Here is a 14291-nt window from a genome sequence, read left to right on the forward strand (position 1 = left end):
GGTTGGCAGCACCGATCCTGACCATCGCCGGGCTCGAGCTTGCCATTGCCGGCACGCCGGTGCTGCGCGGCATCGACATGCAGATCGCCCCCGGCACGGTGCATGCCCTGGTCGGCGAGAGCGGTTCGGGCAAGTCGATGACCGCGCTGACGGTCTTGCGCCTGCTGCCGAATGGCGCGCATGCCGCCGGCACCGTCCGCCTCGGCGAGGAGGACCTTCTGGCGGCGGGCGAAGCCCGCATGTGCGCGCTGCGCGGCGACCGGGTCGCCATGGTGTTCCAGGAGCCGATGACGGCGCTCAACCCGGTCAAGACCATCGGCGAGCAGGTGGCCGAGGGCATCCGCTGGCATACCGGCGCGGGCCGCGCCGATGCCGAAGCGCGCGCCGCGCGCATGCTCGACCGGGTCGGCCTGCCGCCGGCGAAGTTTCCGCTCGACCGCTATCCGCACGAATTGTCGGGCGGGCAGCGGCAAAGGGTGGTGATCGCCATCGCCTGCGCGCTCGCCCCCCGACTGCTGATCGCCGACGAACCCACCACCGCGCTCGATGTCGTCCTGCAGGCGCAGATACTCGACCTGCTCGGCGAACTGGTCGCCGAGGACCAGATGGCGCTGATGCTGATCAGCCACGATCTGGGCGTCGTCGCCGGCCGGGCCGACCAGATCACGATCTTGCGCGAAGGCGCGGTTCAGGAGGCCGGCAATGCGCTCGAGGTGCTGCGCGCGCAAAGGCACCCTTATACCCGCCAGCTCGCCGAAGCCTCCGCACATCGGCCGGCCTGGCACAACCGCGCCGCGCCGGCGGGCCAGCGTGCGCTGCTCGAGGCCCGAAACATCGTGCGCGAATATCCGGGCCAACGCGCCGGGCTCTTCTCGCCTGCCAGGCCCTTGCGCGCGGTCGACGATGTCTCGTTTGTCGTGCCGGCGGGCCGCTCGGTCGGCCTCGTCGGCCGGTCCGGCTGCGGCAAGTCGACCCTGGCGAGGATCGTTCTTGCGCTCGACAGGCCGACATCGGGCACCGTCGCGTTCGACGGCATGCGGACCACCGGGCTCGGCGACCGCGATCTGCGCGCCGCCCGGCGCAAGATGCAGGTCGTCTTCCAGGACCCTTACGGCTCGTTCGATCCGCGCCAGACGGTCGAAAGGCTCATCGCCGAGCCGCTGCATCTGGAGCCCCGGCCGCTTGCCCGCGCCGAGCGGCGCGACCGCGTCGAATCCGCGCTGCGCGAGGTCGGCATGCCGGCCGAGGCGATGCGCCGTTATCCGCACGAGTTCTCCGGCGGCCAGCGCCAGCGCCTGGCCATCGCCCGCGCCATCATCACCCGGCCCAGGCTCGTCGTCTGCGACGAGCCGGTCTCGGCACTGGACGTGTCGACGCGCGCGCAGATCCTCGATCTGTTCGCCCGGCTCAATGACGAACTCGGCCTTGCCTATCTGTTCATCACCCACGACCTGAGCGTTGCCCGCGCCATCACGCACGAGGTGATGGTGATGCAGGCCGGCCGGATCGTCGAGCGCGGCGCCACCGCGGACGTGCTGGACAGCCCGCACAGCGACGCCGCGCAGCGCCTGGTCGCGGCGGCGCCGGATCTGAACAGGGCGATTGAGAGGCGGGTGCGGAGCGGGGCCCCCTACCTCCCCCTTGAGGGGAGGTCGGAGAAGCAAGCGAAGCGAAACTGATCCGGGTGGGGGTAGACGGCGCGCAGATACCCCCAACCGGCTCTGCCTCGTTACACTCGGCAGTCGCCGACCTCCCCTCAAGGGGGAGGTGGGGCGCCACTAGCCAAACACCACCGCCAGCACTCCGACGATGACCACGAGCACCGCCATGGTGCGCCAGAACACATCGATCGCCCGGTCGATGTCATCCGCGGTGGCATCCGCCCGTCCGCCCTGGTTCAGGAAGGGCTCGTCCGTCCGATCCTCGCCATAGACGCGCGGGCCGCCCAGTGCCAGGCCGGTCACCACGGCCATCGCGCTTTCGGGCCAGCCGGCATTGGGCGAGCGGTGCAGGCCCGCATCGCGCTGCACGATGGCGAAATTGTCGGAGAAACCGCCCGGTCCCGCCGTCAGGACCGTCAGCACGGCCGTCAGCCGCGCCGGCACCCAGTTGATCAGATCGTCGAGCCGCGCGGTGGCGCGCCCGAAGGCGCGGTGCCTGTCGGTCCGGTGGCCGATCATGGAATCGGCCGTGTTCAGCATCTTGTAGGCGAACAGGCCCGGCAGGCCGAAGATGACGTACCAGAAGGCCGGCGCCACCACGCCATCGGAGGCGTTCTCGGCCAGGCTCTCGATCGCCGCGCGGCACACGCCCGGCTCGTCCAGCGTTTCGGGGTCGCGTCCGACGATCCGGCCGACCGCCCGGCGGCCGCCCTGAAGCCCCTCGGCGCGCAGCGCCCGGGCCACCGCGAGGACGTGATCGGCCAGCGATTTCTGCGCCAGGAGCACGGTGACGACGGCGATTTCGACGATCAGCCCCAGTCCGCCGAACGCATCGAGCAGGTCGCCGACTATGGCGCCGACCGCGACGGCGCCGATCAGCAGCCCGGCGATCACCACCGCCCCGCTGCGCTCGCGCTTGGCCGGCGAGGCGTCGTCGCGATTATAGGCCGCGTCGGCCTTGCCGATCAGCCGGCCGGCCATCTCCACCGGATGCGGCACGCGCTGCCAGAGCCAGTCCGGATCGCCGAAGAACCGGTCGAGCAGCAGCGCGACGAACAGCACGATCAGCGTTTCACCCATGGTTTGCGCCCCCTTGGTCGCGTTCACACGGCCTGCGCCAGCGCCCCTTCGAGCCGGGCGAACCCCGCATCGTCACCCGGCAGGCCGAAACGCAGCCAGCCCGCATCATAATCGAACGCGCGCACCAGGATATGCTGGCGGGCGAGATCGGCATGGATCGCCGGCGCGCGCCCGTGGCTGACGAGCACGAACAGATCGGTCTGGCCGACGATGGCAAAGCCGGCCCGCTCGAGCAGCGTGACCAGTCGCTGACGGTCGCGCATCAGCCGCGTGCGGGTCTCGGCGATCCAGGCGATGTCGCGCATGGCGCGCCCGCCGATGAACAGCGTCGGCCCCGGCACGGCCCACGGCCCGAGCATGGCGCCAAGCCGCGCGCACTGGCGCTGCGAGCCGATGGCAAAGCCCAGCCGGATGCCGGCCAGCCCGAAGAACTTGCCGAAGGAGCGCAGCACGATCAGCCCGTCCAGGCCGCAATTGGGCACGAACGAGGCGTCCGGTGCCACATCGCCGAAGGCCTCGTCGACGATGACCATGCAGCCATGGGCGAGCAGCCGCTCGATCGCCTGGCGGTCGTGGCGCCCGCCGACCCTCGCCCCGTCGGGGTTGTTGGGATTGCCGATCACCACGCAGCCGAAGCCGTCCTCGGGCCGCGGCACCTCGCGCACCGGCCCGACCGTGCGCTCATGGGCGGCGAAGCAGCGCTCATATTCGTTGTAGGTCGGCCCGACCACGGCGACACGCCGCTCCGGCTCGACCAGCGCCGGCAGCCGCTGGATCAGCGCCTGCGCGCCGGGCGCGGCGACGATGCCGGCATGTTCGGGCGCGCCGTAATAGGCTTGGGCCGCATCGCGGCAGTATTCGTCCAGACTCGGCTCGGGCAGACGATGCCACAGTTCGGCGGGCACCGGCGGCACCGGCCACGCATGCGGGTTGATGCCGGTGGAAAGGTCGAGCCATTGCTCGCGCTCGCCGCCGAACTCGGCGATCGCCCGGTCCAGACTGCCCCCATGGCGCGGCGTTGCCATCATCGGTCCGCCATGTCGATCACGTGGCACCAGGAGCCGGCGACGGTGCCGACTCGGCGCCCATAATGCCCCAGATCGTCGCCAAGTGCATCGCGCGCCGCAAAAAGCGCCGGCCCCCGCCCCTCGCGCAGCACGGTCGCATAGTGAAATTCGTGCGCCGTCAGCGCCATCGGCCACGGGCTGGCATCGAGCGGGGCGAGCCGCCGATAGCCCAGATGCCGCCGGCGCGCGGCAAAGCTGGTCTCCACGGGCAGGTAACCGAGCATGGCATGGCGCGCGCCGTCGGCGTCGATGACCCCCTCGCCGAGCACCATGTAGCCGCCGCACTCGCCATAGATCAGCGCGCCGCGGTCGCGCGCGGCGGTCATGCCGGCCCTGAACCCTGTGGCGGCGGAAAGCGTTCCGGCATGCAGTTCCGGATAGCCGCCGGGCAGGAAGATCGAATCGGCGGCCGGATCCGGCGCCTCGTCGGCCAGCGGCGAGAACGGGCGCAGTTCCGCGCCGGCGGCCCGCCAGCCATCGAGCAGATGCGGATAGGCAAAGGCAAAGGCGATGTCCCTGGCGACCGCGATGCGCTGGCCGAGCGGCGGGATCAGGGGAAGGCGGTCCTTGTCCTTGGCGTCCCGCAGATATCCCTCATCCTGAGCCACCCCAGTACCCTCATCCTGAGCCTGTCGAAGGGGGAGGGCAGCAAGCGCCGACAGATCGCAGCCTTCCGCCATCACCGCCCCCGCATGGACGATGAACGCTTCCAGCGCGTCGTGCTCGCCTGCCTGGACCAGACCCAGATGGCGCTCGGGCAGCGCCAGCGCCCGGTCGCCCGGCACCACGCCGAGCACGGCCACGCCGGTCGGGCCAAGGGCGCGGCGCAGCATCGCCTCGTGCCGGGCGCTGCCGACACGGTTGAGGATCGCGCCGGCAAGGCGGACCTCGGGCCGGTGGTCGCGATAGCCGGCGACCAGCGCGGCCACCGATTGCGCCATGCGCGAGGCATCGATCACCAGCACCACGGGCATGTCGAGAAGCGTGGCAAGGTCGGCGGCGCTTCCCGTGCCGTCCGCCGCGCCGTCGAACAGCCCCATCATCGCCTCGACGACGAGCACCCGCCCGGCGCCATGATCGCGCGCCAGCGCCGACAGCAGCGACGGCCGCATCGCCCAGGGATCGAGATTGACGCAGACCTGCCCGCTCGCGGCCCGGTGAAAGGCCGGATCGATATAGTCGGGTCCCGCCTTGGCCGGGGCGACGGCCATCCCGCGGTCGCCGAAAGCCCGCAGCAGGCCCAGCGTGACCACCGTCTTGCCGCTGCCCGAATGCGGTGCGGCGACGACAAATCCGTTCATCCGGCCGCGTCGCGCCGACGCGCGCCCAGCGGATCGGGGTCGAGCGTGCGGCCCATCGTCAACGCACCCAGCCAGTCGAGCCCGGCGCGCAGCCGCACCACATCGCCGACCACCACGATGGCCGGCGGCTCCAGCGCGGAAGCGGCGACATCGGCCTGGGCGCGCGCCAGCGTCGTCTCCAGCACCTGCTGGCGATCGGTCGCCGCACTGCAGACGAAGGCGACCGGCTCGTGCGGCGCCCGGCCGGCGGCGATCAGCCGCTCGGTGATGGCGCCGATATGCTTCATCGCCATATACATCACCAGCACCGGCGCGCCCTTTGCGACGTGATCCCAGGCGATCGCGTCGGGCACGATGCCGTTCGAATCGTGGCCGGTGAGGAAGGTGACCGCATGATTGGTGTCGCGGTGCGTGGCCGGTATGCCGGCATAGGCGAGCCCGCCAATGCCCGCCGTCACGCCCGGCACGATGCGGAACGGCACACCGTGGGCGGCAAGCGTCAGCGCCTCCTCGCCCCCGCGCCCGAAGACGAAGGGATCGCCCCCCTTCAGCCGCAGCACGCGCTTGCCCGACCGCGCCAGTTCGACCAGCCGCAGCGAGATGTCGCGCTGCTTGGGCGAGGGCTTGCCGCCGCGTTTTCCCGCATATTCGAGTGCCGCTTCCGGCCGCGCCAGCGCCAGGCAGCGATCGTCGACCAGCGCGTCATGGACGATCACATCGGCCCGGCCGAGCGCATGCAGCCCCAATAGCGTCAGCAGCCCCGGATCGCCCGGGCCGGCGCCGACCAGCCAGACATGGCCGGCCGCGAATTCGGGCAGGTCGGGCGGCATGGATGCACTTGAGAGAGCGCTCATCGGTTCTGTGCATTGTTGGTGTGTCATGCGCCCTCCCCTATAAGACAGCCATGACTGTCGCGCCACCACCCAAGGGCTACGCCATCCCGCGCAAGCCGGCCGGGCCGCTGCGCCGGGGCTGGACGACGGGTGCCTGCGCCACCGCCGCGACGAAGGCGGCACTGACCGCCTTGCTCGGCGGCGATTTCCCCGACCCGGTGACGATCACCCTGCCCAGGGGCGAAACGCCCGCCTTCGCGCTTGCCCGCGAGCGGCGGGGCGCGGGCTGGGCCGAAGCGGGCATCGTCAAGGACGCCGGCGACGATCCGGACGTCACCCATGGCGCCCTGATCGTCGCGCGCGTCGAACGCGGTCCGCCGGGCAGCGGCGTCACCTTCCGCGCCGGCGCGGGCGTCGGCACGGTGACCAGGGCGGGCCTGCCGATCGCGCCGGGCGAAGCGGCGATCAACCCCGTCCCGCGCTCCATGATGGCCGCGGTGGTGGCCGAACTCTGCGCCGCCCGTGGCGCAGCGCCCGATATCGCCATCACCGTCTCCGTGCCGGGCGGCGCCGAGATCGCGCGCCAGACCTGGAACCCGCGCCTTGGCATCGTCGGCGGCATCTCGATCCTCGGCACGACCGGCGTGGTCCATCCATTCTCCTGCGCGGCATGGATCCACTCCATCCATCGCGGCATCGACGTGGCGCGCGCCGCCGGGCTTCAGCACGTTATCGGTGCCACCGGCTCGACCTCCGAGACCGCCGCGCAGGCGATCCATGGCCTGCCCGAGATCGCCCTGCTCGACATGGGCGACTTTGCCGGCGGGCTGCTCAAATATCTGCGCGCCCACCCGCTGCCCCGGCTCACCATCGCCGGCGGCTTCGCCAAGCTGAGCAAGCTGGCCCAGGGCGCGCTCGACCTGCATTCGGCGCGCAGCCAGGTCGATCTCGACTTCCTGGCCGCGATCGCCGTCGAAGCGGGATTGAATCAGGATCTGAAGGAGGCGATTCGCACTGCGAACACCGCGGCCCAGGTGCTTGAAATGACTCGCCAAAACGGCATCGACCTTGCCGCGCCGATCGCCGAGCGGGCGCAGGAGACAGCCCGCCGCACCCTGCGCGGCGCGCCGGTGGCGGCCGAGGTGATGATCGTCGACCGCAAGGGCGTCGTGCTCGCCCGGACCGGATTTTCATGAGCGGGACGGTGCTCATTCTGGGCGGCACGCGCGAAGCGGCCGCCCTCGCCGAGACACTGACCCGCACGCATCCGCGCTCCCGTGTGATCACCGCGCTCGCCGGCCGCACCCGGGAGCCGCGCCCGCTGGCCGGGGAAACGCGTATCGGCGGCTTTGGCGGCGCCGAAGGGCTGGCCGCCTATCTGCGCGCCGAACGCGTCACGCGGCTGATCGACGCCACGCATCCCTACGCGCACCGGATCTCGGCCAATGCCGAGGCCGCCGCCGCGATGACCGGCATCGAGCTTGAAAAGCGCATCCGTCCGCCCTGGCGAAGGCAGCCCGGCGATACCTGGATCGATGTCGGGTCGGAGGCCGAGGCGGCGCGCGCCATCCCCGCCGGTGCGCGCGTCTTCCTGGCGCTCGGCCGGCAACACCTGGCACCGTTCGCACGGCGTGCCGATGTCCACTTCGTGGTGCGCATGATCGATCCGCCGCCCGCGCCGCTGCCCCTGCCACGGCACGATCTCGTCGTCGGCCGGCCCGGAACGACGGCCGCGGGCGAGGTCGCCCTGCTGCGTGCGCACCGCATCGACCGCCTGGTCAGCCGCAATTCGGGCGGCACCGGCGCCTACGCCAAGATCGCGGCGGCACGGACCCTGCAGATGCCGGTGATCATGATCGGCCGGTGATGGCGGGCGGGCTGTGGTGTCAGCCCGCCTTCGCCTTCTTCTTTCCCCGGTTGCGCAGCACATGCGCGAAACCGGCATCGTAAAGCGCGCTGTCGCGGAACATCGTCGCGCCGAACACCGGCCCGACCAGCACCAGCGCGGTGCGGGTGATCTTCGCGGCCCGCACCTGCTCCTTCATCTGCGCGAGCGTGGTGCGGATATAGCGTTCATCCGGCCAGGTGGCGCGGTAGGCGATCACGACGGGACAGTCGGCGCCATAATGGGGCTCGAGCGAGCGCCGGACATGGTCGAGATTCCGGATCGACAGGTGAATGGCCAGTGTCGCACCGGACCGGCCCAGTTCCTCGAGCGTCTCGCCGGGCGGCATTGCCGACGATTTCATCGCCGTGCGCGTGGCGATCACCGTCTGGGCGATCTCCGGCAGTGTGAGTTCGGTCTTCAGCGCCGCCGCCGCCGCCACGAAGGCCGGAACGCCGGGCACGATCTGGTAGTCTATGCCGAGCACGTCGAGCCGGCGCATCTGCTCGGCGATGGCGCCGTAAAGGGATGGGTCGCCCGAATGCACGCGCGCCACGTCATGGCCCGCTTCGTGGGCCGCCACTATCTCGGCGATGATCTCGTCGAGGTGCATCGGCGCGGTGTCGATGACGCGCGCGCCCTCGGGCGCGGCGGCGACCAGTTCGGCCGGCACCAGCGACCCGGCATAAAGGCAGACCGGGCAGCGCTCGATGAGCCTGAGGCCGCGCACGGTGACAAGGTCGGGCGCACCGGGGCCGGCGCCAATGAAATGGACGGTCATGGTCTCAGGCGGCCTCGCCGGTTTCGTCGGAGACGGCGCTGATCTCGGCGGTGATCTTGTCCCAGGGCACGAAGACCCTCTTGGCCGCGTTGCGTGTCACCAGGTCGTATTCCATCAGCTTGACGATATCGGCATGAACGCCGCGATAGTCCCGTTCGAGCAGCTTCGCCAGCGCCCGGATCGACATCGGCCCGGCCTTGTGCAGGGTCTGGATCAGCTTCCAGCGGTTCGGTGTCAGAACGCCCAGAAGCTGGTCCATGGTGGCGAAGACAAGCCGCGACGGCAGGTCGACATCCCCGCCCGCATCGAGGATGCGCGCGACCCGATGCAGCTCCCGCGAGGATTCCTCTGGCGACTGGACCAGCACGACGATCTCACTTTCGGCTCTTGTAGCGTGCGACGTCATTTTCGAAATCCGTTATCAGCCTGTCGATGGAAACGAACCTGTAGGGCTCTTCAACTGGGCCATAGTGCCTGTGGTCGCCCTTGCCGCGCTCATTGTCATAGCCGACAATGCGTTCGCCCGGCCGCCCGAAGAAGAGCGAATACTTGAACCCGTGCGATCTTTCGCCACTCGCTTTTGGCAACCGCCAGATTCGTACTTCCTCAATGAAGCCATCCTGCGTGGTTTCCTTCCGGCCCTAGGCAAGTTCGGCTTTACCCGATGCTTTCCTTATCATATGCGCATCATGGCATCAATTGCGATCACCGCTGCTTGCCGGCATAGCCGCGCGGCGTGTAGACCCAGTGGCGGCCGTCGCCGGTGCGCACGGTGCGCGTGTCGGAAGAGCCGACGATCACCACGGTCAGCATGTCGACGTCGTCGACGCACAATGCGCCCAGCGGCACGATGCGCACGCTCTCCCCGTCCCGGCCAAGATTGGCCGCCAGGATCACCGGCGTGTCGGCCGGCCGGTGCCCCAGAAGTTCATCGCGTGCCCAGGCAAGCTGCGTGCGGCGCTTCTTCGAGACCGGGTTGTAGAAGGCGATGACGAAGTCCCCCTCGCCCGCCGCACGCACGCGCCGCTGGATGTCTTGCCACGGCGTCAGAAGGTCCGACAGCGAGATCGTGCAGAAATCGTGCCCGAGCGGCGCACCGGCCCGCGCCGCCGCCCCCTGAAGCGCCGAAATGCCCGGCGCGATGTCGATCGCGATGCGCCGGGCACCCGGGCTCAACGTGCCGCGCGCAAGCAGTTCGAAGACCAGCGTCGCCATGGCGTAGATGCCCGCATCGCCCGAACAGACGAGCGCGACGTCGCGCCCCTCGCCCGCCAGTTCCATGGCGTGACGCACCCGGTCCTCCTCGCGGCCAAGGTCGAAATCGTGCCGCGCCTTGCCACCGGCGAGCGGACCGAGCAGGTCGAGGTAGAGCGAATAGCCGACCAGATCGCTGGACCGGCGCACCATGGCCGTTGCCTCCGGCGAACGCCATGCCTGCCCGCCCGGTCCGATGCCGACCACCGCGAGCGAGCCGCGTGCCCGGCCGGGCATCGCATCGGCGGTGAAGGGCGCCGGGGCGCGCGCGACGGCGCAGGTGGCCCGGCCCGATTTGTGCTTTTCGACGACGAGCTCTGCCGCCGCTCCGCCGGCGGCCAGCGCCGCCGCCTCGCACACGCCGTGGCAGCCCACTTCGGCAAAGACGACATCGGACGGATTGGCAAGGCGCGGGGTCTGCGCTTCGAGCGTTTCGGCCGCAAAGAACCGCGCCGGCACGCAGAAATGGCTCGCCACCGCATGCACGGCCGGCTCGTCGGCCTTCAGATCGAGCGAGACGACCACGCCGACCGCCTCCTCGGCGAGCCCGGCGCCCGCAAGGCTCGCCCGCGCCAGCGCCAGCGTCTCCACCGGATCGCAGCCGCGTTCGCAGCCAAGCCCAACTGCCAGACGTTTTGGATGGTAGATCAGCCGGTCGGCGCCGCCCGGATGCACCCGGTCAGTGACGACGATGCGATGATCGGCATTGGCGGCCTGCGGCAGGCGCGCCCCGTCGAGCCAGGGCGCGTGCCCGTCCACGGCGACCGGAGCGCCGGCCAGAAGGTCGGCCATCACCGCCTTGGCGCCCTCGGGGTTGGCCAGCTTATAGCCCTCCGGCGGCGCATCGAGCGCAACGCCAAAGCGCGTGTCGCCGGCCGTGGTGATCGCCGCCGCCCCGCCCAGTTCTGCGGCAAGCCGGCGTGCCAGGTCGTTGGCACCGCGATGGCCGCCAAGCAGCGGCACGACGGCACTGGCATCCTCAGCCACCGCGATGACGGGCGGTTCGGCGCGCTTGTCGGACAGCGCCGACGCCAGAAGGCGGATCACCGCCCCGGACGCCATCACCGCGATGATCGGCGTGCCCGCGGCAAACAGGGCCCGCAGATGCGGGCCCGCATCGTCGAAGGCGATGTCGATGCCCGAAGCGGCCATGCGGCGTGCCGCGCCATGCACATTGCCGCCGACCAGGGCACGGATGCGTGCGGCGAGCGGCAAGGCCCGCGGCGAAAGCACCACGATGGCCGGCGGCGCGTCGGCCTTCATCGCGACGGCCCGGCACCGACGGCCGGCGCCGGCCCGGCGGCGGCACGGCCCACATAGATCATCGAGAAATACGGTCCCGGCTCGGCTTTCGCCTCGGCAAGCGGCATCACGCGTTCATTGGCAAGTGTCACACGCTCGGCATACCACGCGCCGTCGATCAGGCCAATCGCGTCGATGAGCGCGCGAACGCGCGGAAGGTGCCGCCCGACCTTGATGATCACCGCCGCGTCGGCGGCCTCGATCTGCGCCGCGATGGCCGCGTCGTCGAGCGGAGCGGGGACGACCGTCAGCACGTCGTTGCGCCCGGCGAGCGGCAGGCCGAGCGCGGCGGCGCCCGCCATCACCGAGGATATGCCCGGCACGATCTCGCAGCGGTAGCGGCCGGCCAGCCGCTCGTACAGATACATGAACGAGCCGTAGAAGAAGGGATCGCCCGCGCACACGACCGCCACGTCGCGCCCGGCATCCAGATGGGCGGCGATCTGCGGCGCCACGCGGTCATAGACCTCGCCGGCCGGCGCCGGGCCGGGCCGCATCGGCACGCGGATGGGGATTTCAGCATGGTCGGCGCGGATGCAGCCGGCGACGATGGAGCGCGCAAAGCTCTCACCGGTCTCGGGCGCCGGCCAGGCGATCACCGGCACCGCCGTCAGCAGCCGGTATGCGCGCAGCGTGATCAGGTCGGGCGCGCCGGGCCCGACCCCGATGCCGTAGAGCGTCCCGCTCATGGCGTCTTGACCCACGACCATTGCGTCACCGGCATGGCCGGACGCCAGCCGTGATAGGGACCGACCGGCTCTGCGGTCTCGACCGAGATGCGCTGCAGGTCGCCGCCATGATCGGCAAAGGCGGACAACAGAACCTGTTCGCTTTCGAGCGTCACCGCGTGCGCGACGAGCCGGCCATGCGGCTTGAGCGCGGTCATCGAGGCCGCGACGGTCTGGGCGCAAACGCCGCCGCCGACGAACACCGCGTCCGGCGCATCGAGCCCCTCGAGCCCCGCCGGCGCCTCGGCCTCGACCAGTTCCAGCCTCGGCACGCCGAGCGCCAGCGCGTTCCGCGCCGCCATGGCACGGCGTTCGGCCTTGGGTTCGATGCCGATGGCGCGCGCCTCGGGCGCACCGCGCATCCATTCGATGCCGACCGACCCGCACCCCGCACCGATGTCCCACAGCACCGCCCCGCGCAGCGGCACGAGCTTCGCAAGCGCCAGTGCCCGCGCCGTGCGCTTGGTCATCTTGCCGTCATGGACGAAGGCGCTGTCGGGCAGGCCGGTGCGCGGATAAATCACCGCGTCAGGGCCGGCGATGCACTCGACCGCCAAGGTGTGGAAGTCCGGCACCTCCGATGGCGGCGCCTCGGCGGTTCCCTGCATGCGCCGTTCCTCCGGCCCGCCCATCGCGGCAAGCACGGTCAGTTTCGAGCCGCCATAGCCGCGCTCGCGCAACAGCCCAGCAATCGTCGCGGGCGACGTGGCGTCCCTGGTCAACACGAGCAGCCGCGCGCCGGGCGCAAAGAACGGCACGATCTGTTCGGCCGCGCGGCCGTGCACCGTGACCGTCTCCACATCGGGGATCGACCAGCCCATGCGGCATGCCGCCCATTGAAAGGCCGACAATTGCGGATGAAAGGCGATCTCGCCGGCATCGAACGCACGCAGCAGCCGCGCGCCGACCGAATACCACAGCGGATCGCCGGTCACGAGCACGACGACGCGCTTGCCCTTCTGGGCGCGGATCGCGTCGATCATCGCATCGAAGGGCGAAGGCCAGGCGATGCGCTCGGCGTGAACGTTCGGCGCAAGGTGGTGATGGCGGTCGCCACCGACGATCACCTCGGCGCTTTCGACCAGCGCCCGCGCGGCCGGCGACAGCCCGGCCATGCCGTCCTCGCCGATGCCGATGACGTGCAGCCAGGGCGCGCTCACGTCGCAAGCCCGCCGGCGAGCGCGTTGAGTGCGGCCTGCGCCATCGCCGTGCCGCCGCGCCGGCCAAGCAAGGTGACATGGGCCATGCCGCGCGCATCGCGCACCAGTTCGGCCTTGCTCTCGGCCGCACCGACAAAGCCCACCGGAAAGGCGATCACCGCGGCCGGCCGGCCGACGCGCCCTTCGTCGAGCAGTTCCAGTAGGCGGAACAGCGCCGTCGGCGCATTGCCGATGGCGACGATCTGCCCTTCGAGCCGCTCGCCCCAAAGGTCGATCTGCGCGGCCGCGCGCGTCATCCCGTGCTCATGCGCATACGCGGCCACCTGCGCGTCGCCGATGGCGCAATGCAGCCGGCAACCTTGTGGCAGGAGCTGCCGCATCACCCCGTGCCGCAACGTCTCGACATCGCAGAAGATGTCCGCTCCCGCCTCGAACGCCGCGCCGGTCCGGTCGACGATATCGGCGCTGAAGCGCAGATCGCCGAGCACGTCCGGCATGCCGCAGGCATGAACGATCCGCGTGGCCAGCGGCCGGACCGGCTCGGGCAGCGCCGCCACCCCCTCGATCCGCGCGATCTCGGCAAAGGACTGCGCATAGATCGCCTCCGGATCGCGGATATAGTCGAGACCGCTCCGTCTGCGCGCGGTAATCGACGTGCGGCCAGCGCCGGCAATCCACCCCTCCTCGGCGAGAACCGTCTCGCGCGTGCTCGGATCGAGCGCCGGCGGTGGCCCCAACAGTTCATCGATCCTGCCTTCTTCGTCCAGTGCCATGAAGGCCATCGCCGCCGCGCGAACCTGCGCCGCATCAAGGGGCTCGTCGTTCTGCTGATCAACGGAAAACAAAGATGGATAAATCTCGACAACCGTAATGGATCGGCTCAGGTCTTGCTCGAATTTGGTCTCGAAGGGCCAAATCGCGATATGCCGGCCGATCTCAGCATCATTGCGCATGGCTTCAAGATGCGCGATTCCCAACAGTGTCTGCCTGCCCACCGCGCCACTATACGCAAGTTGCCAGACCGACTTGGCACCCTTCGCCACGCGCTCGACATGGCGGAATTCAGCCACTTCGAGTCCTGCCAGATCGGGCTTGGTCGGCGCCAACCCGTCATACATCCCGCCATGCTGGTGGGGATGGCCCCAGAACGGGCCGGGCCGACCCTCGCCCGACATCTCGCGATTGATGCGCGCCGCCGCCTGAAAGCTGTTTGACCGATTGTCGGGTCCGTCGGCGATT

At 70.4% G+C, this 14291-nt stretch carries 14 protein-coding genes; 3 read left to right on the forward strand and 11 right to left on the reverse strand.

Annotated elements, in window-relative coordinates; genetic code table 11:
- Positions 1-2: 2 nt before the first annotated feature.
- The gene (locus tag RBB34_RS17320) at positions 3-1679 is read left to right on the forward strand and encodes a dipeptide ABC transporter ATP-binding protein (RefSeq protein ID WP_306120502.1); all 1677 of its coding nucleotides are present in this window, start codon (positions 3-5) and stop codon (positions 1677-1679) included.
- A 99-nt stretch (positions 1680-1778) separates the two neighbouring features.
- Here the strand turns inward: RBB34_RS17320 and cbiB are convergent, their stop codons facing one another.
- Genes cbiB through cobA form a run of 4 tightly spaced genes read right to left on the reverse strand, consistent with a single transcriptional unit; the run spans position 1779 to position 5939 of the window.
- On the reverse strand, positions 1779-2741 hold the full coding sequence (gene cbiB / locus RBB34_RS17325; RefSeq protein WP_306120503.1) for an adenosylcobinamide-phosphate synthase CbiB: 963 nt from the start codon (positions 2739-2741) through the stop codon (positions 1779-1781).
- 23 nt (positions 2742-2764) lie between these two features.
- On the reverse strand, positions 2765-3766 hold the full coding sequence (gene cobD, locus RBB34_RS17330; protein ID WP_306120504.1) for a threonine-phosphate decarboxylase CobD: 1002 nt from the start codon (positions 3764-3766) through the stop codon (positions 2765-2767).
- Positions 3766-5109, reverse strand: coding sequence for a cobyrinate a,c-diamide synthase (locus tag RBB34_RS17335; RefSeq protein WP_306120505.1), 1344 nt, complete (start codon positions 5107-5109; stop codon positions 3766-3768). The genes cobD and RBB34_RS17335 overlap by 1 nt, the downstream gene beginning before the upstream one ends.
- The gene (cobA, locus tag RBB34_RS17340) at positions 5106-5939 is read right to left on the reverse strand and encodes a uroporphyrinogen-III C-methyltransferase (RefSeq protein WP_306120527.1); all 834 of its coding nucleotides are present in this window, start codon (positions 5937-5939) and stop codon (positions 5106-5108) included. The genes RBB34_RS17335 and cobA overlap by 4 nt, the downstream gene beginning before the upstream one ends.
- 74 nt (positions 5940-6013) lie before the next feature.
- Between cobA and RBB34_RS17345 the strand changes: the two genes are divergently transcribed.
- Both RBB34_RS17345 and RBB34_RS17350 read left to right on the forward strand, forming a co-directional pair.
- Positions 6014-7138 carry a cobalt-precorrin-5B (C(1))-methyltransferase gene (locus tag RBB34_RS17345; RefSeq protein ID WP_306120506.1) on the forward strand — a complete coding sequence of 375 codons (1125 nt, stop codon included), beginning with the start codon at positions 6014-6016 and terminating at the stop codon, positions 7136-7138.
- Positions 7135-7809 carry a cobalt-precorrin-6A reductase gene (locus tag RBB34_RS17350; protein ID WP_306120507.1) on the forward strand — a complete coding sequence of 225 codons (675 nt, stop codon included), beginning with the start codon at positions 7135-7137 and terminating at the stop codon, positions 7807-7809. The genes RBB34_RS17345 and RBB34_RS17350 overlap by 4 nt, the downstream gene beginning before the upstream one ends.
- 19 nt (positions 7810-7828) lie before the next feature.
- Here the strand turns inward: RBB34_RS17350 and cobM are convergent, their stop codons facing one another.
- The 7 genes from cobM to RBB34_RS17385 form a co-directional block, all read right to left on the reverse strand.
- Positions 7829-8608 carry a precorrin-4 C(11)-methyltransferase gene (gene cobM, locus RBB34_RS17355; protein ID WP_306120508.1) on the reverse strand — a complete coding sequence of 260 codons (780 nt, stop codon included), beginning with the start codon at positions 8606-8608 and terminating at the stop codon, positions 7829-7831.
- 4 nt (positions 8609-8612) lie between these two features.
- Positions 8613-9014, reverse strand: coding sequence for a hypothetical protein (locus tag RBB34_RS17360; RefSeq protein ID WP_306120509.1), 402 nt, complete (start codon positions 9012-9014; stop codon positions 8613-8615).
- Positions 8983-9195: a DUF6516 family protein gene (locus tag RBB34_RS17365; RefSeq protein ID WP_306120510.1), complete on the reverse strand. Its 213-nt coding sequence runs from the start codon at positions 9193-9195 to the stop codon at positions 8983-8985. The genes RBB34_RS17360 and RBB34_RS17365 overlap by 32 nt, the downstream gene beginning before the upstream one ends.
- Positions 9196-9313: 118 nt before the next feature.
- Positions 9314-11125, reverse strand: coding sequence for a precorrin-3B C(17)-methyltransferase (cobJ, locus tag RBB34_RS17370; RefSeq protein WP_306120511.1), 1812 nt, complete (start codon positions 11123-11125; stop codon positions 9314-9316).
- The gene (gene cobI / locus RBB34_RS17375) at positions 11122-11853 is read right to left on the reverse strand and encodes a precorrin-2 C(20)-methyltransferase (RefSeq protein WP_306120512.1); all 732 of its coding nucleotides are present in this window, start codon (positions 11851-11853) and stop codon (positions 11122-11124) included. Before cobI ends, cobJ begins: the two co-directional genes overlap by 4 nt.
- A complete protein-coding gene (gene cbiE, locus RBB34_RS17380) occupies positions 11850-13052 on the reverse strand; it encodes a precorrin-6y C5,15-methyltransferase (decarboxylating) subunit CbiE (RefSeq protein ID WP_306120513.1) in 1203 nt (400 codons plus the stop codon). The genes cobI and cbiE overlap by 4 nt, the downstream gene beginning before the upstream one ends.
- Entirely contained in the window at positions 13049-13702 is a 654-nt protein-coding gene (locus RBB34_RS17385) for a precorrin-8X methylmutase (RefSeq protein ID WP_306120528.1), read from the reverse strand. Before RBB34_RS17385 ends, cbiE begins: the two co-directional genes overlap by 4 nt.
- Positions 13703-14291 lie beyond the last annotated feature (589 nt).

The sequence above is a fragment of the Roseitalea sp. MMSF_3546 genome (genome assembly GCF_030732865.1).
In the GTDB taxonomy this organism is placed as follows: domain Bacteria; phylum Pseudomonadota; class Alphaproteobacteria; order Rhizobiales; family Rhizobiaceae; genus Roseitalea.

Coding starts and splice junctions, on each gene's coding strand:
- RBB34_RS17335 (WP_306120505.1), bottom strand. CDS start 5,109: ATGAACGGATTTGTCGTCGCCGCACCGCATTCGGGCAGCGGCAAGACG.
- RBB34_RS17350 (WP_306120507.1), top strand. CDS start 7,135: ATGAGCGGGACGGTGCTCATTCTGGGCGGCACGCGCGAAGCGGCCGCC.
- RBB34_RS17345 (WP_306120506.1), top strand. CDS start 6,014: ATGACTGTCGCGCCACCACCCAAGGGCTACGCCATCCCGCGCAAGCCG.
- cobI (WP_306120512.1), bottom strand. CDS start 11,853: ATGAGCGGGACGCTCTACGGCATCGGGGTCGGGCCCGGCGCGCCCGAC.
- cobD (WP_306120504.1), bottom strand. CDS start 3,766: ATGGCAACGCCGCGCCATGGGGGCAGTCTGGACCGGGCGATCGCCGAG.
- cobM (WP_306120508.1), bottom strand. CDS start 8,608: ATGACCGTCCATTTCATTGGCGCCGGCCCCGGTGCGCCCGACCTTGTC.
- cbiB (WP_306120503.1), bottom strand. CDS start 2,741: ATGGGTGAAACGCTGATCGTGCTGTTCGTCGCGCTGCTGCTCGACCGG.
- cobJ (WP_306120511.1), bottom strand. CDS start 11,125: ATGAAGGCCGACGCGCCGCCGGCCATCGTGGTGCTTTCGCCGCGGGCC.
- RBB34_RS17360 (WP_306120509.1), bottom strand. CDS start 9,014: ATGACGTCGCACGCTACAAGAGCCGAAAGTGAGATCGTCGTGCTGGTC.
- cobA (WP_306120527.1), bottom strand. CDS start 5,939: ATGCCGCCCGACCTGCCCGAATTCGCGGCCGGCCATGTCTGGCTGGTC.